This window comes from Bianquea renquensis (assembly GCF_014384895.1).
Taxonomy (GTDB): Bacteria; Bacillota; Clostridia; order Lachnospirales; family Bianqueaceae; genus Bianquea; species Bianquea renquensis.
Window position 1 is genome coordinate 42,656 of sequence record NZ_JACRSQ010000018.1, and the last position, 23,028, is coordinate 65,683.

Annotated in this window: 23 protein-coding genes; 13 read left to right on the forward strand and 10 right to left on the reverse strand. The window is 48.1% G+C overall.

Annotated features, from left to right (window positions below; translation table 11 throughout):
• From H8730_RS11970 to dnaA, 9 genes are all read right to left on the reverse strand, one after another.
• Positions 1-1,482, reverse strand: coding sequence for an L-fucose/L-arabinose isomerase family protein (locus H8730_RS11970; RefSeq protein ID WP_177714591.1), 1,482 nt, complete (start codon positions 1,480-1,482; stop codon positions 1-3).
• 34 nt (positions 1,483-1,516) lie between these two features.
• Positions 1,517-3,040, reverse strand: a complete 1,524-nt coding sequence (gene xylB, locus H8730_RS11975) for a xylulokinase (protein ID WP_177714592.1) — start codon at positions 3,038-3,040, stop codon at positions 1,517-1,519.
• Positions 3,041-3,055: 15 nt separating this feature from the next.
• The gene (locus H8730_RS11980) at positions 3,056-3,697 is read right to left on the reverse strand and encodes a DUF4867 family protein (protein WP_177714594.1); all 642 of its coding nucleotides are present in this window, start codon (positions 3,695-3,697) and stop codon (positions 3,056-3,058) included.
• Complete coding sequence (locus H8730_RS11985) at positions 3,694-4,740, reverse strand: LacI family DNA-binding transcriptional regulator (protein WP_177714596.1); 1,047 nt, start codon at positions 4,738-4,740, stop codon at positions 3,694-3,696. Before H8730_RS11985 ends, H8730_RS11980 begins: the two co-directional genes overlap by 4 nt.
• Before the next feature lie 240 nt (positions 4,741-4,980).
• Positions 4,981-5,553: a 5'-deoxynucleotidase gene (gene yfbR, locus H8730_RS11990; RefSeq protein ID WP_177714598.1), complete on the reverse strand. Its 573-nt coding sequence runs from the start codon at positions 5,551-5,553 to the stop codon at positions 4,981-4,983.
• A 4-nt stretch (positions 5,554-5,557) separates the two neighbouring features.
• Positions 5,558-6,643 (reverse strand): DNA replication/repair protein RecF, encoded by a 1,086-nt coding sequence (recF, locus tag H8730_RS11995; RefSeq protein WP_177714600.1) that lies wholly within the window; start codon positions 6,641-6,643, stop codon positions 5,558-5,560.
• 89 nt (positions 6,644-6,732) lie between these two features.
• On the reverse strand, positions 6,733-6,948 hold the full coding sequence (locus H8730_RS12000; RefSeq protein ID WP_177714602.1) for an RNA-binding S4 domain-containing protein: 216 nt from the start codon (positions 6,946-6,948) through the stop codon (positions 6,733-6,735).
• 61 nt (positions 6,949-7,009) lie between these two features.
• Positions 7,010-8,116, reverse strand: a complete 1,107-nt coding sequence (dnaN, locus tag H8730_RS12005) for a DNA polymerase III subunit beta (RefSeq protein WP_177714603.1) — start codon at positions 8,114-8,116, stop codon at positions 7,010-7,012.
• Positions 8,117-8,526: 410 nt separating this feature from the next.
• Positions 8,527-9,870 (reverse strand): chromosomal replication initiator protein DnaA, encoded by a 1,344-nt coding sequence (gene dnaA / locus H8730_RS12010; protein ID WP_177714605.1) that lies wholly within the window; start codon positions 9,868-9,870, stop codon positions 8,527-8,529.
• A 237-nt stretch (positions 9,871-10,107) separates the two neighbouring features.
• On the opposite strand from dnaA, the gene H8730_RS12015 reads away from it, so the two are divergent.
• The 11 genes from H8730_RS12015 (at position 10,108) to H8730_RS12065 (ending at position 18,795) form a co-directional block, all read left to right on the forward strand.
• Entirely contained in the window at positions 10,108-10,329 is a 222-nt protein-coding gene (locus tag H8730_RS12015; protein WP_177714589.1) for a hypothetical protein, read from the forward strand.
• The gene (rpmH, locus tag H8730_RS12020; RefSeq protein ID WP_177714607.1) at positions 10,274-10,408 is read left to right on the forward strand and encodes a 50S ribosomal protein L34; all 135 of its coding nucleotides are present in this window, start codon (positions 10,274-10,276) and stop codon (positions 10,406-10,408) included. The genes H8730_RS12015 and rpmH overlap by 56 nt, the downstream gene beginning before the upstream one ends.
• Positions 10,409-10,468: 60 nt before the next feature.
• Positions 10,469-10,807, forward strand: a complete 339-nt coding sequence (gene rnpA, locus H8730_RS12025) for a ribonuclease P protein component (protein ID WP_177714609.1) — start codon at positions 10,469-10,471, stop codon at positions 10,805-10,807.
• 86 nt (positions 10,808-10,893) lie between these two features.
• A complete protein-coding gene (gene yidD, locus H8730_RS12030; RefSeq protein WP_177714611.1) occupies positions 10,894-11,103 on the forward strand; it encodes a membrane protein insertion efficiency factor YidD in 210 nt (69 codons plus the stop codon).
• A 53-nt stretch (positions 11,104-11,156) separates the two neighbouring features.
• The gene (locus H8730_RS12035; protein ID WP_177714613.1) at positions 11,157-12,392 is read left to right on the forward strand and encodes a membrane protein insertase YidC; all 1,236 of its coding nucleotides are present in this window, start codon (positions 11,157-11,159) and stop codon (positions 12,390-12,392) included.
• 13 nt (positions 12,393-12,405) lie between these two features.
• Positions 12,406-13,173, forward strand: a complete 768-nt coding sequence (gene jag / locus H8730_RS12040; protein WP_177714615.1) for an RNA-binding cell elongation regulator Jag/EloR — start codon at positions 12,406-12,408, stop codon at positions 13,171-13,173.
• A gap of 170 nt (positions 13,174-13,343) precedes the next feature.
• Positions 13,344-14,753 (forward strand): tRNA uridine-5-carboxymethylaminomethyl(34) synthesis GTPase MnmE, encoded by a 1,410-nt coding sequence (gene mnmE / locus H8730_RS12045; protein WP_177714617.1) that lies wholly within the window; start codon positions 13,344-13,346, stop codon positions 14,751-14,753.
• 69 nt (positions 14,754-14,822) lie between these two features.
• Positions 14,823-16,724, forward strand: a complete 1,902-nt coding sequence (gene mnmG / locus H8730_RS12050) for a tRNA uridine-5-carboxymethylaminomethyl(34) synthesis enzyme MnmG (RefSeq protein ID WP_430385389.1) — start codon at positions 14,823-14,825, stop codon at positions 16,722-16,724.
• A gap of 13 nt (positions 16,725-16,737) precedes the next feature.
• Positions 16,738-17,466: a 16S rRNA (guanine(527)-N(7))-methyltransferase RsmG gene (gene rsmG / locus H8730_RS12055; protein WP_177714621.1), complete on the forward strand. Its 729-nt coding sequence runs from the start codon at positions 16,738-16,740 to the stop codon at positions 17,464-17,466.
• 42 nt (positions 17,467-17,508) lie between these two features.
• Positions 17,509-18,348, forward strand: a complete 840-nt coding sequence (gene noc, locus H8730_RS12060) for a nucleoid occlusion protein (RefSeq protein ID WP_177714623.1) — start codon at positions 17,509-17,511, stop codon at positions 18,346-18,348.
• Between the two features lie 15 nt (positions 18,349-18,363).
• Positions 18,364-18,795, forward strand: coding sequence for a GNAT family N-acetyltransferase (locus tag H8730_RS12065; protein ID WP_177714625.1), 432 nt, complete (start codon positions 18,364-18,366; stop codon positions 18,793-18,795).
• 179 nt (positions 18,796-18,974) lie between these two features.
• Here the strand turns inward: H8730_RS12065 and H8730_RS12070 are convergent, their stop codons facing one another.
• Positions 18,975-19,922 carry an alpha/beta fold hydrolase gene (locus H8730_RS12070; protein WP_177714627.1) on the reverse strand — a complete coding sequence of 316 codons (948 nt, stop codon included), beginning with the start codon at positions 19,920-19,922 and terminating at the stop codon, positions 18,975-18,977.
• A 374-nt stretch (positions 19,923-20,296) separates the two neighbouring features.
• Between H8730_RS12070 and argS the strand changes: the two genes are divergently transcribed.
• Both argS and H8730_RS12080 read left to right on the forward strand, forming a co-directional pair.
• Positions 20,297-22,000 (forward strand): arginine--tRNA ligase, encoded by a 1,704-nt coding sequence (argS, locus tag H8730_RS12075; protein ID WP_177714648.1) that lies wholly within the window; start codon positions 20,297-20,299, stop codon positions 21,998-22,000.
• Between the two features lie 95 nt (positions 22,001-22,095).
• Positions 22,096-23,010 carry a diacylglycerol/lipid kinase family protein gene (locus H8730_RS12080; RefSeq protein ID WP_177714634.1) on the forward strand — a complete coding sequence of 305 codons (915 nt, stop codon included), beginning with the start codon at positions 22,096-22,098 and terminating at the stop codon, positions 23,008-23,010.
• Positions 23,011-23,028: the final 18 nt, after the last annotated feature.

The following is a 23,028-nucleotide window of genomic DNA, read 5'->3' on the forward strand; positions in this document are numbered from 1 at the left end:
TTATGCAAAAGGATTTTCTGTCTTATACAACATTCCACTTGGCTGATTGAAGGAGATATCCTCCACTCCCAGATAGCGAAGTACAGAATAGATCGCCTTTCCGTAGTGTCCGAAGACCACCGCTCCGTGATGGGGATAATTCTTCTCAATTAGAACATGGCGATAGAAACGTCCCATCTCTTGGATTGCAAAAATACCGATCCCTCCAAAAGAGCGTGTCGCCACAGGCAAAACTTCCCCCTGCGCCACATAGGCCGTCAATTTTCCTCTTGCATTGCCCTGTAAACGATAGAAGGTGATCTCTCCGTCAACAAGATCGCCCTCCATAGTACCGCGGGTGATATTGGGCTCCGAATCCGGCTCCAGAGACCGCTTCATGATTCTCTGATAGCTCATGTTGGCCTTCTTCAGCTTACAGACCGGGGTGTTTCCGCAGTGGAATCCCATAAAGACATCTTGGAGCGTGTACGCATACTTGCCGGCAATGTCCGCATCGTACATATCTTTGGGAACAGAATTGTTAATATCCAACAGCGTAACCGCGTCATTGGCAATACAGACTCCAATATACTCGCTGACAGCCCCGAAGATATCGACTTCGCAGCTGACAGGGTATCCCTTAGCCGCCAGCCTAGAATTGACATAGCAGGGGACAAATCCAAATTCCGTCTGAAAAGCGGGCCAGCATTTATTGGCGAATACAAAGTATTCGCGGGATCCTCTATTGGCCTCCGCCCAGTCCATCAGCGTGATCTCATACTGGGCCAACTTTGGCAAGATACCGGCGTAGGGATTTTGGGAGCCGATCTCCTCCGCCATCTCTTTGGCAATCCCTTCAATGCGGGGATCCTTCTCGTGCTGGCGATAGGCGACCAGCAAATCCAACTCGGAATTTTCCTGAATTTCTACACCCAGGTCAAACAATGGCTGAATCGGCGCATTGCAGGCCATAAAATCCTGGGGCCTGGGGCCAAAACTAAAGACCTTCAGTTTGCTCAGTCCAATGACCGCGCGGGCAACAGGGATGAAGTCCTGAATCATGGACACGATATCCGTTGCTGTCCCCACAGGGTATTCTGGAATATAGGCTCGGACTCCCCTAAGGGCCAGATTATAGGAGCAGTTGAGCATACCGCAGTACGCGTCGCCGCGGCCGTCATACAGGTCCTCGCCCGTTTCTTCCGCCGCCGCTACAAACATGACAGGGCCTTGGAAGCGCTGGGCCAAAATTGTCTCCGAGCTCTCCGGACCAAAATTGCCAAGGAACACGATCAAGGCGTTGACACCTGCCTCCTGGACTTCCGCCAGCGCTTTCACTGAATCTCTCTCATTCTCGACACAGGTAGGAGCTTCGAAAATCTCAATGCCTGCCGTCTGACATGCGCTCACCACATCGCGGCGCCTTCTTTCGCTTAAGCTGATGGGAAAACAATCTCGGCTCACCGACACAATCCCTAGCTTAACACATGGAATATTATTCATCCTTACCCTCCACTCTGTCGCTTTTTGCGGCAATTTATTGTATTTCATCAAAAAACCATTTTAGGCTGCCGTACAGTTTCGTATATTTCAAAAATAATTCCCCATACAGTTCCTTATACTCCGCTCTTGGAAGAATCTCGCTGTCCGGTCTCGCCAACTCCATGGCTTCCTCCATACTATCCCACAGTCCACACCCGGTCCCAGCCACTAAGGCAGCACCGAAAGCTCCTCCTTCAGCAGACCCGTAGACTGTGTGTACGGGAAGCTGAAAGATATCGGCTAAAATCTGCCTCCACAGGGGACTTTTTGCGCCACCGCCCGATACTATAATCTCCGTGGGCGTGCCCGAATTGACTGACATAATGAGTTCATACACTTGTCTAAGGGAGAAGCCGACTCCCTCCAGGACAGCTCTGGCAAAATGCCCCTTTCTGTGAAGAGATGTGACGCCGATAAAACCACCTTTTGCATTGGGGTCATTCAGCGGACACCTCTCCCCTGTCAGATAGGGCAGGTAGATCAGCCCTTCAGACCCTGGAGCTACTGCCTTTGCCTCCTCATCCAACAAGCGATATGCATCGATGCCCTCCGCCTCCTGCCTTGCCAGCTCGTGGCTACCCAGCGCATCCCGGAACCATTGATAGGATCCCGCTGCTGCCAATGTCACTCCCATGGCGTGCCATGTTCCCGGTTTATTGTTGCAAAATAACTGTAGCTTTCCATCGGGATTGGGCATGTAGGAGGGAAGCCCCATGGCGACCACGCCTGATGTGCCTAACGTTACGCCGACTTTTCCCGGCTGGACGAGTCCCATCCCTGTTGTTGAGATCACCGCGTCCCCGCCGCCGCCATATACCTTTGTCCCCGCTGGGATTCCACACTCCCGAGCCGCCTCTTCTGTCACGGCGCCAGTCTGCTCGGTGGACTCCACACAGGATGGGAACAGTCCTCGCTCAATCCCAATCTTTTCAATGAGCTCCCATGCCCATTCTCGTCTCTCCACATTAAATAGACCGTACCCTGATGCGTCGGAGACCTCCGTGCAGATCACGCCTGTCAACTTATATCGTATGTAATCCTTCGGGTTGATAATGACTTTCGTCCTTGCGTAATTCTCCGGTTCCTCCTCTTTCATCCACAGAATCTTGCCCCCTGTGTACCCTGTCAACATACGATTATTCGTATAGTCAAGCAGAGATTTCAGTCCACCCGCCAACTCTGTTATCTCGTCGCACTGCTTCTGTGTTCTCTGGTCGTTCCATAAGATTGAGGGCCGTACTGGCCGATGGTTGGCATCAAGGGCAACCATCCCGTGCATTTGTCCGGAAAAACTCACCCCGGCACACTCCGCATCCTGCATCGTCTCCATGATGTCCCTACATCCCTCAGCTGCAGCACACCACCAATCCTCCGGATTCTGCTCTGTCCATCCGGCCTTGGGCTGATACAGCGGGTACTCCTTTAACGCGGACCCGAGAATCTGTCCGTCTCGATTCAGCGCGATACATTTGCACCCAGATGTGCCAATATCGATGCCAATGACAAATTTTTTCTCCATCTCTCTTCCTCCGGGTCAACGGATATGGGACTCAATATCGATGTTCTCACCGGTCAATCCCACATAAGCCCCTTTTTCTGCATCCTCGGTGCCGGGAAGCGTCAACAGCCATTTATTTCGCGCTGTCATCCACCGGTCTTCTTCGCACACCGGCGTGAAGGCTGGTTTCTCTGTGTTGGTTCCCTTTGGGAGAACAACCACGACTCGAAATCCGGCTCCCCTGTTTCCCTCACAGGGTGCGTAGTGCAAAGTCGTCGCGTACACCTCTACAGCGCAACCTTTCGGCACACGGAAGGCTTTCACCTTGGCTGTATCATACTGTCCATTTTGGATATCCTGCTCACGCCCCAGCAATAAAATCATATCGTCATCCGCAATGTTGATCTCACTATCCCGGTGGTACTCCAAACTATTGAGCTTCGTATTGCTGCCATTGCAGTAGCCAATCTGGATAGGCATACCACCATACGCTCTGTCCGATAATTCCTGACAGACCGGAAGTGCCTCCAACTCCTCCACACTGGGGACGTAGATCACCGCATCCTCCGGCTTTGGCGAGATTTGGCGCAAAACCCCCAGCAGCGCAGTAAAATCATATCCCTCCACTACTTTTCCATAGTCTGCAAATTCTGGATCGAATACACTCTTGCTTATCATCTTGCTCCTCCTCTACTTTCGCTCTCCATGCTCTGCTTTATTTTTATGGTCAGCTCTGTCAAAACTTGCTGTGACGCGGGCCTTTCCCCTTCCATTAGGTATTCAAATAAAAGCCGTATCGCCTGATATCCCTGTTCATTGGGCTGCTGGCAGACAATTGCCTTGATTAGGCCATCCATGAGATATCGCTCCGTTATCGGCGTCTGATCAAACGCAACGATTCGAAGCCTTTTTCCGCGCAGAGCCTCAGCCGCCTTAAGACCTCCGCCCGCCCCCCCTGTGGTAAAGCACAGCGCGTCGATCTGTGGATGCTGACGCAACATTGCCTCAACTGCATCGTAGGACCGCTGTTCATCGTCATAGCTATCCGCGATATCCACTACCTGTATGTCCGGATACTCATTCTTCACAACGCTCATAAAACCTTCGACTCGCTGCGTATGCCCCATCACATTGCCACACCCAGAAATGATGCCCACCTGTGCGCGCTCTCCTGTAATGAGTCCCATGAGTCCCGCCGCCGTGCGTCCACTTTTAAAATAGTCGCAGCCAACATAGGCTAGTTTTTTAGAAAATGGTACGTCCATATTTACATTTACAATGGGAAACCCTTCTGCCGCCAGCTCTGCTAACCGCGCGATTACCTGCCGGTCACTCACCGGCGAGATTGCCAGCGCGTCCACCTTCTCCTGATACACCATGGAATTAATCGCCTCAAGCTGGCTCTTGGCGTCGTATCCCCTGATCATTCTGCGGCAAACCGTAACGCCAAAATCGGAGATTTCTTCCTCCGCTCGGATGACACCTTCGATTACCTGATCAAAAAAAATGTTCTCAATGCTGATGAGTCCTATTTTGCTTGGATTTGCCTTGGTCGCCAGAGCCTTTGCCAGCTTATTGGGTTTATATCCATACAGATTGGCAATATCCAGAATTCTCCGCTCCACCTCCGGGCTCACACCGCCACGCCCATTGAGCGCACGGTCTACGGTTCCTCTGGAGACGCCGGCCTTCTGCGCGATCTCTTTTATCGTAATGGCCATCTACATACCCCCTGTGCCCGCACACGTTTTTTTTATTATACCGCAACTCCTGTATCTTGTCAATTATAGAATACCGCATTCAGTGACTTCATATTCAAGATCGCCATACACAATGTAAAATTCATCGGTCCGACGTTTTTCTAAGATCCCCAAGCAATATCTTGACTCCATAGCAAAAACAAAAACTCGAACGCCAAAGACGATGACGGGCAAGGCATCTGGGCAATTTTAAAGCTTATCTCAATTCAATTCATCCAGTGTCAGCGAAAAGCTGTCGATAAAATGGTCCATGAAATATTGAACGCAGGGACGTTGGAATTGGTCAATGGACTCCCGAATGGAATTCATGGCGCGCTCAAATTCGCGATTTCCGGCCTTCATTTCTTCCAGGCACTTACAATATGCACTGATGCGGTCAGCGGCCTTCACGAGGTCATATGAGGCCTTATCCGGCGGATTAAGCAGAGGGGTGTAATCCTGTCTCAACTCTTCCGGGAGCATGGACAGCATTTTCTCATTGGCAATCCCCTCGATCTCTTTATACGCTTGGCTGATCTTCGGGTTAAAATATTTGATCGGCGTCGCCAGATCCCCGGTGATCACCTCCGAAGTCTCATGATAGACTGCTAAGACACAAATATGATCCGGATCCAGCGCTCCCCCGAAAAGACGGTTCTCAATCAGGGCAAGACTGTGGGCGATCATAGCGACTTGCAGACTGTGCTCCTGTATATTCTCTTCCTGACTGTTCCTCATTAGCCCCCAGCGCTTTATATATTTCATGCGGGATAGGTAGGCAAAAAAATGATGCATTCGGCTATACCTCCTTTCGAACTTGACCTTGTTCCACCCGATAAATCCTTCCGGCTGGCATCTGTTTAATGCTGTCCTCAATGCCGGTGCATGTGAGAATCGTCTGATTTTCCTCGATGTAGTGGACCAAATGTAGCTGGCGCTCCGAGTCCAATTCCGACATTACATCATCCAATAACAAAACCGGTGGATATCCGATTTCATTTTTGACCATGTTCAATTCCGCCAGCTTCATAGAAAGCGCTGCTGTTCGCTGCTGCCCCTGCGATCCAAAAACACGCACATCTGTTCCATTAATTGTAATGCGGATATCATCCCGGTGGGGTCCTATCTGAGTGCTCCCCTGCCGGATATCTCTCTGTAGTCCGCGCGTCAGTCGATCTAAAAGAGACTGTGAGTCTGCCTCACCATCCTGCTCATAGGATAAAGCCAGCTGCTCTGTGCCATGGGATAACTGCTGATGGATGTCGCGGGTATAGCTGTCAAGCGTTTGCAAAAATTGTTTTCGCCGCTTTGCAATCTTAGCTCCGTACTCTGCCAACTGGGTGTCCCATGCGAAAACGCTATCCCTCTGAGAAGGATTCCCATAGAGATCCTTTAACAGTTGATTGCGCTGCTTCAATACCTTGTGATATTGCTGAAGGTTGTGGAGATACACCCTATCCAATTGGCATATCTCAATATCCATAAACTTGCGGCGTCTCGCAGGCCCGCTTTTGATCAGCGAAAGATCCTCAGGTGAAAAGACGACAACATGAAAACAGCCAAATAAATCGTCGATTTTTTTCACGGGACATCCATTAACCGCCACGGATTTTCTGCCATTTTTTCGCAGATGAATCTCGATTGTGTCATCTCTGTGCTTTTCATAGAGAATTTTGATCAACGCCTCTTCCTCGCCAGCTCGGATGCATTCCTTATCATACGCGGTTCGATGTGACCGGCCTGTTGCGCAAAAATAGATAGCCTCCAGCAAATTCGTCTTCCCCTGAGCATTCAGGCCACAAAGGATATTGACGTTTCGAGTTAGATCCAAATTGAGCGACTCATAATTTCGATAGTTTTGTAGTAAAATGCGTTTTACGTACATTCCGGTCCCACCTCCCCGTCATCAAATGCGCTGACAAATTTCATTCCCTATATGGAAAAAAGACGGGTATACCGTCCTTTTTTCGCTCTCTACTCCGCTTCCAACAGATATTCGCCCGCGCCCTCCACTTTGACTCGATCGCCGGGTCTCAACTTTTTGCGGATCTCGAAGGCGATGGAGCCATTGACAGATACCATCTGATTTTGGATCATCACCTTAGCCTCGCCGCCGCTGGACGCCACATTCTCTTTTTTCAGAAATTGATTCAATTGAATATAGTCGCCCCTTATTTTACAGATTGTCATGGCTTCCTCCATATCACCGCATTTGCGGCGTTTCTCACGTCAAATTATTAAGTATGCATAATTATGCATGAAGGCGAATGGGAAGAATAAAATACTGATAGTCTTCTTTTTCTGGATCTTGAATAATGCAGGGCGTCAACGATGATGAGTAAAGAATGCAGACTTCCTCCTCCTCGATGACCCGAAGCGCTTCCAGATAATATTTCGGGTTAAAGGCAATTGTCAACCCTTCGCCCTCAAGCTGTAACGGTACCTCTTCATAGGCGCTGCCTAACTCCGTATTGGAGGTGATCACCATTTTTTCTTTATCGATTTCCAATCGAACTGGACTATTTTTACTCTCCCGGCTGATCAGCGCAGCTCTGTCGATACTGTCTAAAAGATCTTTTTTATTGATTCGAATCTTAGACGTGAAATCCATACTCAGATTTCGCTGATATTGTAAAAATTCACCTTCCAATAGCCTTGTCACAACAAGAGTTTCGTTCATTTGGAAAAGTATGTGTTTTCCTGTGAAAGACACCGTCATCAACTCGTCATCTTCCGATGCAAGAATCTTATGGATTTCGTTCAATGCTTTGCCTGGAACTGTAACTTTAAAGTCATTCTCGCTGTTTACTTCCGTCCTGCGCATGGAAATCCGGAATCCGTCCACGGCAACCAGATGAAGATATCCATCCCTGACATCGATGAGCTCACCGGTGAGGATGGGGCGCCCGCTGTCCTCAGGTGCAATGGAAAAGATTGTCTCGTGAATCATATTCTTAAAAATTCCCTGGGAGAGCACCAGCTGATGGTTGCTCTCGATGGTTGGCAGCTCTGGAAAATCAGCGCTGCTCTGGCCAGGAATGTTGAATTTGGATTTGGCACAGCGGATTGTAATGTTATTTCGCTCGTCCGTCTCGATGGATACATCTTCATCGGGCAGTTTTCGGATGATCTCGTTAAATATTTTTGCATTGACCGCGATGGTACCTTGCTCTTTAATATTTGCCTCCAAAACGGTTTTGATTCCCATGTCCAGGTCATTCCCGATCAAGGTAAATTCTCCGGACGTTGCGTCCAATAAAATGCATTCCAAGATTGGAAGCGTGGTCTTTCCTGAGACGGCTCTGGATACAATTCCGACTCCCTTTGCCAGTTGATTTTTATTACAAATGATATTCATGTGGTTGACTCCTTTCTGTCTGTTGGTTGTTTACTTGTTTTACCCGCAGTTAGCGGATTGTGGTAACAGTATATGACAATTGGGGGAAAACTTGAGCATTTCATATGACCGGATTGTGTCGGGTTCGGTCGGTGGGGGATGTGGATAAGTGAGATACAATTCGAAGGCCGGTGTAATAGAATAGAATTAAGATTCTTTTTAGTAGTAGTAGTAGTAGGGGCTGTGGATTTGGGGATAAGTGGTCGGAAGGCTAATGAATGCTGAAAAAACTCGGTCGAATAACTCTGTTGAAAACTCGATTTTATTCGACAAATTATCCACAATTATCACATTTTCCATTAATTTCCTTACTTTATCCACAGTATATTCAGACTCTATTCACAGGGTATCCACATCAAAATGTGAGCAATTTATTCCCCTACGATACGGCGTTCAATATCCTCCAGAGAGCGCCTCAGCTCGTCGCCGTGATCGCCGTTGAGATCTTCCGTCACTTTCTCGCAGGCATGGATGACTGTCGTGTGATCCCGCCCGCCAAAATCCTTTCCGATATTGGCCAATGGTACATCTGTCAGCTTGCGGCACATGTACATGGCAATCTGCCGGGGATAAGCCAGTTCCTTTGTCCTTTTTTTCGATTTCATATCCTCCATCCTCAAATTATAGCGTTCACAGACAGTCTCCATAATTCGATGGACGGTAATGGCCTTCTGTGAATCGCTGTCCGTGAAGTCCTTCAGCGCTTCCCGCGCCATCTCCACGTCTATGTTTTTGCCGGGGCAGGTGAGACGCGCATAGGCCACAACCCTCGTCAAAGCCCCCTCTAGCTCTCGAATATTGGAGGCAATGTTATCCGCAATATAGCTCAGCACGGAGAGATCAATATTTAATTCATTAATCTTTGCCTTCTTCTGCAAAATGGCGACTCGGGTCTCATAGTCCGGCGGTTTGATGTCCACGATCAAGCCCCATTTAAAGCGGGAGCGGATTCGCTCCTCCAGCCGCTCAATTTCTTCTGGCGGGCGGTCTCCGGATATGACGATCTGCTTATTGGCTTCGTACAGAGTATTGAAGGTGTGAAAGAATTCGTCCTGGGTTCCTTCCTTTCCCCCTAAAAACTGGATGTCGTCGATGAGGAGCACATCGATCTGCCGGTATTTATCTCGAAATTTTGTGCTGGTATTATTGCTGATGGAATTGATAAGCTCATTCATGAAGGTTTCAGAGGAGACATACAGTACCTTCTTTGCCGGGTCATTTTTTAAGATATGATGACCGATGGAATGCATCAAATGTGTCTTGCCAAGTCCGGAACCACCCCACACAAAGAGGGGATTATACGTATTGCCAGGATAATCTGCGACGGCGACAGAGGAAGCGTAGGCCAGGCGGTTGTTGGCCCCTTCTACAAAATTGTCAAAGGTGTAGCGTGGATTTAGATTCGCTTTCTGTGTCAAAGCATGAAGGCTGTCATCTTCCTTTTTTTGTGCTTCTGGGTCATACTCATCGGGACTAATAATCTTGAACGTAAAATCCTCATAGTTCAGCTGCGCAAAACAGTCAGCGATATCTTTGGTAAACCTCATTGGAATCAGGTCTTTCGCCAATGGCTTGTCCGTCTGCAGGATTAACGTCTTTCCCTCCACGGCAACGGGAACCAAATCCCGAAACCATGTATCAAAGGTGACAGTCATCAGCTTTGATTCCAAGATTGTTTTGACTTCCTCATAAATTGATTCGGCGTCGTATAACATGATTGAACCTCCTAGTCGGTAAATTCTCCAATTATCTGTCTTTGGAGAAATACGCACACCCTGTTAATAAAATTTTCCACATTGCCGCAGACCGGAAAATAAAAGAAAAATTGGAATTTAAAAAAGAGTAATCCACAAAGATATCCACATTTTGTGCATAAGTCCATGGGAGACAAGACATTGCATGGTTTAGTTGGAATAAGCTGGCAAATAACGTGTAGAAGGATGGTACTTTATATGATAGCAAAATTCGGTTCGAGAAGCAAGTGCGGGGATGAAAATTTTATGAAAAAAATGCTTGACGAAGCTATAAACTTTGCATATAATAAAAATAGTGCTCTAAAATGGATGTTTACAACATTCAGGATGTATTGGGTATCAATTAAGGAGGTGTATTACAGCCATGAAAATGACATATCAGCCGAAGGTAAAACAGCGCAAGAGAGAACACGGCTTTAGAAAAAGAATGCTGACCAAATCTGGTAGAGCGGTATTGGCGAGAAGAAGAGCAAAGGGAAGAAAAGTATTAACCGCGTAAGTTACGGGCCGCAGATATGTGGCCTTCTTTTACTCACGTGTATTTTTCAAGGGTGACCCCATGATCCAAAGTTTGAAGAACCAACAATTCCTCAAGGTTTACGCTGAAGGGCGCTCCAAGGCAGATGCCTGCATCGTTTTATATTGTTTGGAGAACGGCGGGGATGTGAACCGGCTCGGTATCACAGTCAGCAAGAAAATCGGAAATAGCGTCGTGCGAAGCAGGGTTAAACGCATCATTAAGGAGGCTTACCGGCTGAATCAGCGGCAGTTTCAGGAGGGCTATGATTTTGTGATTATCGCGAGAAAGCCGTCCAAGGATAAGAAGAGCACAGATATGGAGAGATCGCTGCTGAGACTTGCGGGCAAGCAGAGAGTCCTTCGCAATGGTAATGCATAGGGAAATGATTTCGAAGATTGTGGGGAAACGCGTGGCTTTTACGGCTAACCGGCCAGCCTGCGTTTCGTTTGAAAAGAAGGTTCAGAATGAAAAAAATCTTGTTGATGGCAATTTCTTTTTACCGCAAATGCATATCACCTCTTAAACCGCCTAGCTGCCGGTTCTATCCGACATGCTCGGCCTATGCTTACGAGGCGGTGACAAAATATGGAGCCATTAAAGGGACGTATCTTGCAGTTAAACGAATCTTGAAATGCCATCCGTTTCATCCGGGCGGCTATGATCCTGTTCCATAGGATAGGACAGGCTTACCGGATCAGAAAGTTTGTAGCGGAGAGGAGCTGTGCGTGTGGATTTTGCCATATTAGCGCCCACGAGTAACTTTATCTTAAAGCCTTTGGCCTTTGTACTCAGCATGATTATCAGTGTGGTATACCAATTGATCCAGATGATAACGGTGGATCACTCACTCGGTATCACCATCATTTTATTTACATTTATCGTTCGAGCCTGTATGCTGCCGCTGATGTTAAAGCAGCAGCGGTCATCCAGAAAGATGATGCGTTTGCAGCCGAAGATTCAGAAGATCCAGGACAAGTATAAGAATAAAACAGACCCAGAATCCAAGCAAAAGATGTCTATGGAGATGTCGGAGTTCTATAAGAAGAACAAGGCGAATCCCATGAGCGGCTGCTTGCCCCTTTTGATCCAGATGCCAATTTTGTTTGCTTTATATGAGATTCTGCGGAACATTCCCTTTTACATCAATGATATCGGAACGATATTTGAATCCATGGCGGCGCAGGTCATGGCACAACCCGGCTATGCCGATGTGATCAATGGCGATGCTTTCAAGAGCGTAGTTCAGGGACTCCAGAAGTTTAATGTGGAGACGCAGAACTCCGTCATTGATTTTCTGTACCATCTGTCAAAGACGCAGTGGACTGAGTTTACACAGGCCGTCGGATTGGCCGGCAATGCCGCCTTTGAGGCGAATGTGAGCTTGCAGGCGGAGATCAACAACTTTTTATTCTTTAACTTGGCAGAGGCCCCCGGGTGGGGTTTCCCCGGCATTATTTGGCCGGTTGTGGCGGGTGTGACCACTTGGCTGTCTTCCTGGCTTGCGACGAGGGCCAATGAAAAGCGGACTAAGCGGACGGCTAAGGATGGCAAGGCGGTACAGAATCCACAGAATCAGACCATGAAGGTTATGAACATTGTGTTTCCATTTATGACCGCATTTTTTGTTATCACCATGCCGCTGGGTCTCGGATTATACTGGATTGCCGGCAATATATTTAGCATACTGCAGCAGTTCCTGGTGGATGGCATTGTGGACAGAGAAGAGCGCAATGAGGCTCTCCGCCGGCGCGATGAGCTGGAGGAAAAGAAGCGTTTGAAAGAGCTCTCTCGCTCCAATGTGGACAAGCGAACCGGAAATCGAGTGGGCACAGCTGCGTCGGTAAATCGGAGCAGCTTGGCCGGCAACAAGAAGGCTGCCATACGGCAGCAGAATAGAGAACGTTTAGAAGATGAAAACTCGAAGGACAACCAACAAATAGATTCGAATGGGGAAGAATCTTAAGGGAGGTTAGAGTATGGATTTTGTAGAGAAGACCGGCAAGACAGTGGATGAGGCCGTCACCGCAGCGTTGATTGAGCTTGGGGTGTCCAGTGATCAGGTCAACATTGAGATCGTAGATGAGGGCACGAAGGGTATCCTTGGCCTTTTTAGCAAAGAAGCAAAGGTCAGAGTGTCCTTAAAGTCGTCAGACCAGGGAGAGACAGTGGAGAAGGAGATTGAGGAGGAAGTGGCGAAAGAGCTTGAGCCGATTCAGTCTGAGATTGATAGTTTTTCCGAGGGGTCTGATCAAGCTGATGAACCGGTAGGGGATAGGAATCCGGAGGCGATCGACAAAGCATGTGAGTTCTTGACGAATGTCCTGGAGGCCATGGGGATACAGTCTCATGTGAAAGCTGAATATTCTGATGATAATATCTTAAATGTGGATATCGAGGGTGATGGAATGGGCGTCATCATCGGTAAGAGAGGAAATACGCTGGATTCTCTTCAATATTTGACCACGCTGGTGGTCAACAAGGGTTCCGAGTCCCATGTTCGAGTGAAATTGGACACGGAGAATTACCGCGAACGGCGGCAGCAGACATTGGAGAGCCTTGCCATCAATCTTGCTAAGAAGGTAAAGAAGACGGGGAAGAGGGTAATCTTGGAGCCTATGAATCCCTATGAGCGCCGGATCATTCACTCCACCCTACAGTCTGACCCCATGATCGAAACCCACAGTGAGGGGGAGGAACCTTACCGCAAGGTTGTCATCTCCTTGAAACGCAAGGGTGGCCGATAACATAAGTATCCGCGGCGGAGCCGTATGTGAAACCCAGGGACCTGTTGCCGCTGGGTTTTTCTTAACGTTCTCACAGGGGAATGAAAAGACTATAATTTGGGTCGATGTGCGGCTCAAAGTACAGTTGCCCTAGCTGAATTGAAGAGCAGCTAGGCGGAATGGAGATTGACATGGCTGATCAGTACAATGGAGGTCCCGCCATTGCCGCTATTTCGACGCCGGCAGGGACCGGAGCGATTGCGATTATCCGCATTTCAGGAAGAGAGTCCATTGAGATTGTGGACGCCGTATTTCAGCCGGCCGACAAGAGCTCTCTGCGTGACAGTCCATCTCATACGATTCATTATGGGTGGATCGTGGATCCGCAGACACAGGATTCGGTGGATGAAGTTCTTGTCATGCTCATGCGAGCGCCGAGGACGTTTACAAGAGAAGATGTGGTGGAGATCAATTGTCATGGCGGAGCCTATATACAGGGACGTATCTTGGAGCTCTTATTTCAGAGTGGCGCTCGCCTGGCAGAGCCCGGAGAATTTACTAAGAGAGCTTTTTTAAATGGACGGATGGATCTATCACAGGCGGAAGCGGTTATGGACTTGATCTCATCGCAGACGGATTTATCGCTGCGCTCGTCGATTCATACGCTAAAGGGCGGCTTACGGGAGAAGATTGACATGCTTCGCGGGGGGCTTTTAGATCTGATGACCCAGATTGAGGCCAATATCGACTATCCTGAATATGATCTTGAGGATGTGACCCTGGACCAGATACAGAAGACGGCGGCCGCAATTCTGGAGAAGATGGAAGACCTATGGAGAACTGCCGAAAGCGGCCGGCTCCTTAAGCAAGGAATCAAGGTTGCAATTGTGGGAAGGCCCAATGTGGGAAAATCCACTTTGTTGAATGCGCTTTTGCGGGAGCAGCGCGCCATTGTGACGGATATTCCTGGAACGACAAGAGATACGATTGAGGAGTTTGTGGATTTAGGGGGAATGCCGCTGCACCTGGTGGATACGGCGGGAATCCGCGAGACAGAGGATGTTGTGGAGAAGATCGGCGTGGATTTAGCAAGGAGGGCCGCCGAGGAGAGCGATCTGATTTTGATGGTGGTGGATGCAGGGATGGAGCTGGACGGGGAGGACCGCGCGATCTTTCAAGAGATTCGACATAAGCAATACTTGATCCTGTTGAATAAAACGGACCTTACGGCCGCCCACAGCGCGGATGAGTTTGCCGCCATCCTGGGGGATCCCCAGGCGAGGGAGCACATACTCGCAGTATCCGCTAAGGAGGAAAAAGGGCTGGATACCGTTGAAAGCCGAATACGAAAGCTATTTTTCGATGGCACCATCGCCATCGGCAAGGATCCTCTGATCTCCAACCTTCGGCAGAAGGAAGCACTTCGTCGAGGAATCGCTGGTCTGCGGGCAGTTTTGAGAGGAGTGGAGGAGGGAATTCCACAGGACATGATTATGATCGATTTGACAGACGCCTATGATGCTTTGGGGGAAATATCTGGACATTGCGTCAAGGACGATGTGATTCAGGAGATCTTCAGCCGGTTTTGCCTTGGCAAATAACAATTTATGTGTGGAGAGTGTGAATAAATGGATACTGAATATCCGGTGTTGGGGTCAAAGGAGCACCAGATTGTGTATTGGGAAGAGGACATTGATGTCGCCGTGATCGGTGGGGGGCACGCGGGCTGCGAGGCGGCATTAGCCTGTGCGCGGCTAGGGATGAGGACAATTCTTTTCGCTATGAATCTGGACAGTATCGCCATGATGCCGTGCAACCCCAACATCGGGGGGACATCGAAGGGGCATTTGGTGAGAGAAATTGACGCGCTGGGTGGCGAGATGGGGAAGAATATTGATCGGACCTACATTCAATCCCGGATGCTGAACACGGCAAAAGGGCCAGCAGTTCATTCCCTTCGAGCCCAAGCGGATAAAGCGCGATATAAGGAGGCGATGAAGCTTGTTCTGGAAAAGCAGGATTCCCTGTGGATTCGCCAGAGTGAAGTTGTCTATATCGATACAAAGAATGGCAGCGTTTCAGGGGTCTTGACCGCACCAGGAGGATACTATCCCTGCAAAAGCGTGATCATCTGTACAGGCACCTATTTACAGGCCAGCTGTATTCATGGCACATATCGAGTTCAAACGGGACCGGGAGGGATGCAGGCCGCATGTGGCGGTTTGACAGACTGCCTTCGTGATCTGGGGCTGCCCTTGAGGCGCTTTAAGACTGGGACGCCAGCCAGGGTCGATGGCCGGACGCTGGATTTTCAGAAGATGGAAGAGCAGAAAGGCGATGAGCACATTGTGCCATTTTCTTTTGAAAATTCGCCGGACGCGATTCGGCGACCCCAGCGGTCCTGTTGGCTGACATATACAAATGAGAGGACCCATGCCATTATTCGGAATAATCTTCACCGGTCTCCCTTATACTCGGGTGACATTCGCGGAATTGGACCTCGTTATTGTCCGTCTATCGAAGACAAAGTGGTTCGGTTTGCTGACAAGGAACGGCATCAAGTATTTTTGGAACCAGAAGGGGATCATACGTTTGAATATTATGTATCGGGTATGTCCTCCTCTCTTCCTGAAGATGTACAGCGGGATATGCTCAGAACATTGCCTGGTTTAGAGCATGTCCAGATAATGAGAACGGGATATGCCATTGAGTATGATTGTATTGATCCGCTTGCTTTGGACCATACTTTACAGATCAAACAGGTGAAGGGTCTTTATAGTGCTGGCCAGTTTAACGGGAGTTCAGGGTATGAAGAGGCTGCGGCACAAGGGTTGATCGCAGGAATCAACGCTGCGCTGTCCATAAAGGGAGGAGATCCCTTGATTTTAGACAGATCGCAGGCATATATCGGCGTGCTGATCGATGACCTGGTGACAAAGGGCACAAATGAACCATACCGCATGATGACATCGAGAGCAGAATATCGACTCTTGCTCCGACAAGATAACGCAGATCTTCGATTGACGGAGCTTGGATATAAAGTAGGACTCATTTCCCATGCCCGATACAGTCGTTTTCTTCGGAAAAAAGAAGAGATTTCCCAGGAAATAGAGCGGCTGGAGAACACATGCCTCAGCGCTTCCGCGGAGGTGAATGAGTTTCTGAATTCGTTGAAAACATCCTCAATACGGTCGGGGGTATCTTTAGCAGAGCTGCTTCGCCGACCGGAGATATCCTATGGCGATGTAATTGCTATGGGTGATTTGGCGGCAATTGAGCGGCCGCACTTAGATTCAGCGGCGGGGGAGCAAGCTGCAATTCAAATCAAATATCAGGGATACATTGAAAAGCAGATGCAACAGGTGGAGCAGTTTAAAAAACTGGAGCAAAAGTTAATTCCGCAGGAGTTAAATTACGAGGAAATTCCGAGTCTGCGGTTGGAAGCGAGACAGAAATTGTCCAAGGTACGGCCGAGATCTGTGGGTCAGGCGTCCAGGATTTCCGGCGTATCACCGGCGGATGTGAATGTTCTTCTCGTATATCTGGAGCAATACCGGCTTTGCAAAAAGTAGGGAGATAAGGGCGATGGATGAGGCAGTTCAGGAATACTTGCGGCTGGGAGCAGAAAAAATGGGTTTTGCGCTGGACAGGGAGCAGATCCGACAGTTTACAGTCTATAGTGAGTTACTTGTGCAGTGGAATGAGAAAATGAATCTCACCGCCATCACGGAAGAGCGGGAGATTATCGGGAAGCATTTTCTTGATAGCCTGGCCGGTGGAGTGGCACTCCAGAGGGATGGCCGTGAGCAGGTGCGGTTGATTGATGTTGGAACAGGGGCGGGTTTTCCGGGAATTCCCCTGAAGATTGTGCTGCCAGGGGTATCCCTGACGCTGTTGGATTCTTTGCAGAAGCGGGTTGCCTTTTTGCAGGAAGTGTGTTCACAGCTCGGACTACAGGATGTAACCTGTATCCATGGACGCGCCGAAGAGCTGGGGCGTGAAGTGGAGTATCGGGAAAATTATGATGTAGCCGTGTCGAGGGCTGTTGCCCCCTTGCCGGTATTGTTGGAGTATTGTTCAGGATTTGTAAGGCAAGGCGGCCTCTTTTTGGCCTATAAAGGACCAAGCATAGTGGAGGAGCTAGAGATTTCCCGCAATGCAGTGTCGAAATTGCAGTTTTCTATCCGGGAGACAATGGATATGGTGATACCAGATACGGAGTATCGTCATTTTATAACAATATTTGAGAAGATCGGCAGTTTGCCCTTGAAATATCCTAGAAAACAAAGTAAAATAAAGAAAGAACCATTATGAGCGATCGGAATCATCTCACCGTATAAAGGGGCCTTTAAACTAATGAATTCTTTTGACCAGAGTAAATATGAAACGTTATCTGTCATTTCAGTGGAGATAAGCAAAATACGCCCGAATCCTTACCAGCCGCGACGCTCCTTTGATAATCTGGCGCTAGGGGAACTGGCGCAGTCCATCAAGGAACACGGCGTCATGCAGCCCATAAGCGTTCGAACGCTAGGGGATGGATATGAACTCATTGCGGGCGAGAGGCGCCTTCGCGCGTCTCAGTTGGCTGGCTTGACTATGATTCCTGCCATCGTGGTGGATATAACCGATCAGGAGAGTGCTGTTCTAGCCTTGATCGAGAATATTCAGCGGCAGGATTTGAACTATTTTGAAGAGGCACAGGGGTATCTGAATTTGATTGAGGATTATGATCTCCGTCAAGAACAGATTGCGAAGATGATGGGGAAGAGTCAGTCCACCATTGCAAATAAACTTCGCCTGCTGAAGCTCTCACCACAAATTCAAAAGGATTTGATGGAAAATGGTCTGACAGAACGGCATGCTCGCGTTCTGTTAAAGCTTCCAGATGAAGCGCTACAGCGAAAGGTGCTGCATCAAGTGATTGAGGAGAATCTAACGGTTAAGCACACGGAGGAGCTCGTTGAAGCTGTACTGGATCGTATCCTGAAAAAGGAGCAGAAGAAGGAAGAGGAGGCAGACAGCGAGACGGCGGGAAAGCAGAAGATCAAGCGCTACATAAAAGACATCCGCTTGTTTACCAATACGGTGCAAAAGGCGGTTACCTATATGAAGGATGCGGGCGTGCCTGTGGAAGTTGATGAGGAGAAGAACGGCGATTATTATGAAATGATTATTCGAGTTCCATATAAATAAGGAGGTCAGCATTGGATGCTGAAAGGAATCTGGAAGGGGCCGGGCGAAGATCTGGGGGAGGCACATGGGATCCGTCGGGAGGTCTTTGTCGAGGAACAGAAAGTGGACCCTTCGCTGGAATGGGATGCGCTGGATGAGAAGGCCGACCACCTCCTGATCTATGATGGGCAAGAGCCCATCGCTACCGGGAGGATGCGGAAGGGAAAGAATGGCGTCTATACCTTTGAAAGGATCGCAGTGCGCAAACCGTACCGGGGACAGCATATCGGGGAATTCCTGATGAAGATTATGATCAACGAGGCTTTTGAAAGGGGAGGGCTGCAAGGGGTAGTGCATGCACAGGTGCAAGCTCAGGGTTTCTATGAGAAGCTTGGATTTTCGGTGGAGGGAGAATGCCATATAAGCGCAGGAATCGAGCATGTATACATGATTCGGTCCTTGGTATGAGAAATCGCGATACCGCTATAGTGGGAGTCGTATCCATGCCGAAAGCGCATGGAGATTGATGCATGTAATGAAAAAAGACGGGGAAAAGCAATCGCTTCTTGGCCGTCTTTTTTGGTGGCTGTATGGCAGCTGCCTGAATTCAGCTTGTCGTTTGGTCCTGTTTTGATGAGTTCTGATCGCTAGGAAAAATAAAAGTGGCAGATGGATAAAAATTCGTCCGGCGCTTCAAGCCAGGGAAGGCCTGCACTGGGAGACATGAGTTCGACCTCGATAGAGGAGTTGATATCCTCTAATCTTTGTTTCTGTTGTTTGAAATGCAATAAATCTCCGCTTAGGATGACATAGAGATCATGGTCAATTTTTGCTAAAGGCCGGATAATGTCTGCATCCATGTAATGGGTCAAATAGGAGAAATAAGCGTATTTTGCGCTGGACCCCTTACAATGCGCGCTCTCCCAGATTTCCGTTAGCATGGTAGGCGTGAGGTCGATGCCGCGATTCTGGTATTGCCGCCGCAATATGGGACGTGATGTCAGGAGATTGTAGATAAAGGTTCCCACGATGTGCGTCTCTAAAAGCAGTCGGGAGAGTCTAGAGAGAAAGCCAGGGCTAGGCGCTCCCTCCACGGTGTTGCATGGATTGACAAATAGCAGTTTACGGTAGAAGTTGGGCTGCATTTGGCAGGCTAATGAGCAGAAGGTGCAGGACAGGGAATCCGCGATTACGTCAACAGGAGATTTAACGACTTGCTCGATGAAGTCATTGAGAAGCTGGACATAGAAGTAGGCTGTAAAGGTAATCATCGGTTTATCAGAGCGGCCAAAGCCTGGCAGGTCAAGGGTGTACACGCGATGGCAGGCGGCTAAGTTTTCGGAGAGTGTTCGCATCATATGCTCTCCCGCTCCTGGATAAATGCCGTGAATTAAAAGAACAGGTGTCCCTGTACCACGGACAGTATAAAAGACATCACCGTATCTCCAATGGAAAAGATTCCCAGGTTCATGCTCAAGAAGATGATCAGAGGTGGCACGGCGAAATACAATGGCATTGATGCCCGCTAGAATACCTAAACCTGCGGTGATGGCGCCAGCGGTGGTTAGAATCTTTTTGTATATTGAGGACTTCATAGTTTCATCCTTTCTGCTCCGTTAAACGGACTTCAATGAAGTTTATAATTTATTATCTACCACTTTAAACGAAATTGCAATATCTATTTATATTTTTTTACCCTATTATGAAATTGTAAAGTTCGCGGAACGCGAACTTTTTTATCCTATTGGGAAAGTCCGCCGCGAGGCGGACATAATTTCGAAGAACCGAAGGTACTTCTAAAGTTCGCGGAACGCGAACTTTTTTACCCTATTATGAAAGTCCGCCGCGAGGCGGACATAATTTCGAAGAACCGAAGGTACTTTACTGAACAGGGGATAAAGTATATCTGGACAAAAAACGCGGAACCTAGTATAATAATGGGTATCGATATAGGAAAGGGAGACAAATGATGGGTATTCGTGAGTATGTAGGTTCAGAGTTTGCTAAGATCCTTCCCGAACTTTCATTGGAACAGATAAACACGATTATAGAAGCACCAAAGGAAAAGGCGATGGGGGATTATGCATTTCCCTGTTTTCGCCTGGCGAAAGATTTTCGGAGAGCTCCGGCGGTTATTGCACAGGAGATTGCACAGAGGGCCGAGTCACTGGATTTTTTTGAGAAGGTGGAGGCCGTCGGACCTTATGTCAATATGTTTATATCGCGGGAGAAATTGGCTTCCATTATTTTAGAGGAATACAACGCCAGCGAGTGCTTTGGTTCATCAAAGGAGGGCGCGGGAAAGACGATCGTGCTTGATTATTCGTCAATCAATATCGCAAAACCCTTCCATATTGGCCATCTTCGCACCACTGTCATTGGAAATTCTATTCATAAGCTCTATCAGTTTTTAGGATACAAGACGGTTCGAATCAATCATTTGGGGGATTGGGGCACACAGTTTGGAAAGATGGCGGTAGCCTATGAGATGTGGGGCGACCCTCAGCTTGTAGAACAGAAAGGAATCCGAGGCTTGTTAGAATTGTATGTTCGGTTCCATGATGAGGCTAAGGAGGATCCTTCATTAGACGATAAGGCCAGAGAGTACTTTTCTAGAATGGAGCAGGGGGATGAACATGTCTTGTCTCTCTGGCGGAAATTTGTCGATATTAGTCTAAAAGAGGTATCGAGGGTCTATGACCTATTGGATGTACAGTTTGACTCCTACAATGGGGAGAGTTTCTACAACGATAAAATGGAACGTCCGATCCAAGAGTTAAAGGATAAGGGATTGCTGGTGGAGAGCGAAGGGGCAATGATCGTAGATCTGTCGGATTCCGATATGCCACCTTGTATTGTCCTAAAAAAGGATGGCAGTACGCTGTACGCGACAAGGGATATTGCCGCCGCCATCTATCGAAAGGAAACCTATGACTTTGATAAATGTATCTATGTAACGGCCTTCGACCAGGGGCTGCATTTTGCCCAGGTTTTTAAAGTTCTTGAGAAAATGGGGTATTCCTGGAGTAAAGATTTGGTTCATGTGCCCTATGGGCTCGTTAGCCTAGAGTCAGGTAAGCTGTCAACTCGCGGTGGAAACGTTGTTTTTCTCGAAGATCTGTTGACGGAGGCGATTCAGAAGACCCGTGATATTATCCGTGAGAAAAATCCTGATCTTGATAACATAGAGGAGGTTGCCAGGCAGGTGGGAGTTGGCGCTGTGGTGTTTCATGATCTATTTAACAACCGAATCAAGGATGTTACGTTTTCATGGGATAAGGTGCTGAATTTTGATGGCGAGACGGGACCCTATGTTCAATACACTTTTGCCAGAGCTTCAAGTATTCTACGGAAAGCGCAATGGGCGAAGACTGAGATGAACAAGATAAACCCGGCATGTCTGATTGATCAATATTCTCAGGACCTGTTGAAATTGATCGAGATCTTTCCGCAGAGAGTTCGGGAGGCGGCAGATAAGCTGGAGCCATATATTATGACTCGATATACGGTGGCGGTCGCTACGGCATTTAATAAATTTTATCATGAAAACTCAATTTTGGGTGCAGAGAATGAGGAATTGCGGGCGGCAAGGCTCGGCTTAACCGCCATGGTTGCGCATATCTTGCAAAGTGGACTCGACCTTATTGGAGTTAAAGCGCCTGAAAAAATGTAGAGAAAGAGGTGTAATGTTGCTATTTGTGTCGGAGCGTCACAAATAGCCGTGGTGGCAGAATTGCCCGTCGCTAACGCTCCAGAATGGAGATTTATATGCAGGAAGTTATCTTACTATATAATCCGAAAGCTGGCGATACCTATTTTCGTTTTGAATTAGATGAATTTATCGCGGTTTTTAATACTGCCGGTTATGATACGCGGATTTTCAGAAGCCGTGCGAAGGGGGATATGGCCGCCTATTTGCTAAAAGCCGATCTCTCCAATGTGGCGGCTGTGTTTGTCGCCGGTGGAGATGGATCCATTAATGAAGTTGTCAATGGCTTGATGAATTGTAAACACAAAGTGCCATTGGGCGTAATACCAGCGGGCACCTCAAATGATTTTGCCAGGAGTCTTGGATTTCCCTCAGAATATGAGAAATGCATCAACCTGTTAGCGAATATGCAGATGGAAGATGTGGATGTGGGATGTGTCAATGGACGTTACTTCATCAATGTATGCGGCGCAGGATTGTTTACCAATGTATCACAGACTGTTAATATCGATTTGAAGAATTTGATTGGAAAGATGGCATATTATTTAAAGGGGGCGGGACAACTTCCCAGCTTTCGGCCGTTTAAATTGCGCGTTGAGGCAAACGGTGAAGTGTATGAGGATAACTTTATTTTGTTTTTAGTTTTAAATTCTGGTTCAGCTGGTGGATTTAAACTTGCGACAGACGCTGCGCTGGACGATGGACTTTACGATTTTGTTGGAATTCGCCAGGTTTCGCTTCCAGAAATGACGCTTCTGCTTGTTCGAATGCTAAAAGGTGAACATTTGAAGGATAAATCCGTGTTACATTTACAGTCGAACCATTTTTTGATTTCATCGGAGAATATACAGGATGATTTGCGCGAATCCGATGTTGACGGTGAGAGCGGCCCATTGCTGCCCTTGGAGATTGATGTTAAACCGAAAGCGCTGAGCCTGATTGTCAATCGACAGAATTTAATTGTTGCTGAGTGAAGTAGTGAAGCGGGTAAA

Bases quoted from the DNA above. Each gene is read 5' to 3' on its own strand.
- H8730_RS11970 (WP_177714591.1), bottom strand. From the start codon at position 1,482: ATGAATAATATTCCATGTGTTAAGCTAGGGATTGTGTCGGTGAGCCGA.
- xylB (WP_177714592.1), bottom strand. From the start codon at position 3,040: ATGGAGAAAAAATTTGTCATTGGCATCGATATTGGCACATCTGGGTGC.
- H8730_RS11980 (WP_177714594.1), bottom strand. From the start codon at position 3,697: ATGATAAGCAAGAGTGTATTCGATCCAGAATTTGCAGACTATGGAAAA.
- H8730_RS11985 (WP_177714596.1), bottom strand. From the start codon at position 4,740: ATGGCCATTACGATAAAAGAGATCGCGCAGAAGGCCGGCGTCTCCAGA.
- yfbR (WP_177714598.1), bottom strand. From the start codon at position 5,553: ATGCATCATTTTTTTGCCTACCTATCCCGCATGAAATATATAAAGCGC.
- recF (WP_177714600.1), bottom strand. From the start codon at position 6,643: ATGTACGTAAAACGCATTTTACTACAAAACTATCGAAATTATGAGTCG.
- H8730_RS12000 (WP_177714602.1), bottom strand. From the start codon at position 6,948: ATGACAATCTGTAAAATAAGGGGCGACTATATTCAATTGAATCAATTT.
- dnaN (WP_177714603.1), bottom strand. From the start codon at position 8,116: ATGAATATCATTTGTAATAAAAATCAACTGGCAAAGGGAGTCGGAATT.
- dnaA (WP_177714605.1), bottom strand. From the start codon at position 9,870: ATGTTATACGACGCCGAATCAATTTATGAGGAAGTCAAAACAATCTTG.
- H8730_RS12015 (WP_177714589.1), top strand. From the start codon at position 10,108: ATGATAGCAAAATTCGGTTCGAGAAGCAAGTGCGGGGATGAAAATTTT.
- rpmH (WP_177714607.1), top strand. From the start codon at position 10,274: ATGAAAATGACATATCAGCCGAAGGTAAAACAGCGCAAGAGAGAACAC.
- rnpA (WP_177714609.1), top strand. From the start codon at position 10,469: ATGATCCAAAGTTTGAAGAACCAACAATTCCTCAAGGTTTACGCTGAA.
- yidD (WP_177714611.1), top strand. From the start codon at position 10,894: ATGAAAAAAATCTTGTTGATGGCAATTTCTTTTTACCGCAAATGCATA.
- jag (WP_177714615.1), top strand. From the start codon at position 12,406: ATGGATTTTGTAGAGAAGACCGGCAAGACAGTGGATGAGGCCGTCACC.
- mnmE (WP_177714617.1), top strand. From the start codon at position 13,344: ATGGCTGATCAGTACAATGGAGGTCCCGCCATTGCCGCTATTTCGACG.
- rsmG (WP_177714621.1), top strand. From the start codon at position 16,738: ATGGATGAGGCAGTTCAGGAATACTTGCGGCTGGGAGCAGAAAAAATG.
- noc (WP_177714623.1), top strand. From the start codon at position 17,509: ATGAATTCTTTTGACCAGAGTAAATATGAAACGTTATCTGTCATTTCA.
- H8730_RS12065 (WP_177714625.1), top strand. From the start codon at position 18,364: ATGCTGAAAGGAATCTGGAAGGGGCCGGGCGAAGATCTGGGGGAGGCA.
- H8730_RS12070 (WP_177714627.1), bottom strand. From the start codon at position 19,922: ATGAAGTCCTCAATATACAAAAAGATTCTAACCACCGCTGGCGCCATC.
- argS (WP_177714648.1), top strand. From the start codon at position 20,297: ATGGGTATTCGTGAGTATGTAGGTTCAGAGTTTGCTAAGATCCTTCCC.
- H8730_RS12080 (WP_177714634.1), top strand. From the start codon at position 22,096: ATGCAGGAAGTTATCTTACTATATAATCCGAAAGCTGGCGATACCTAT.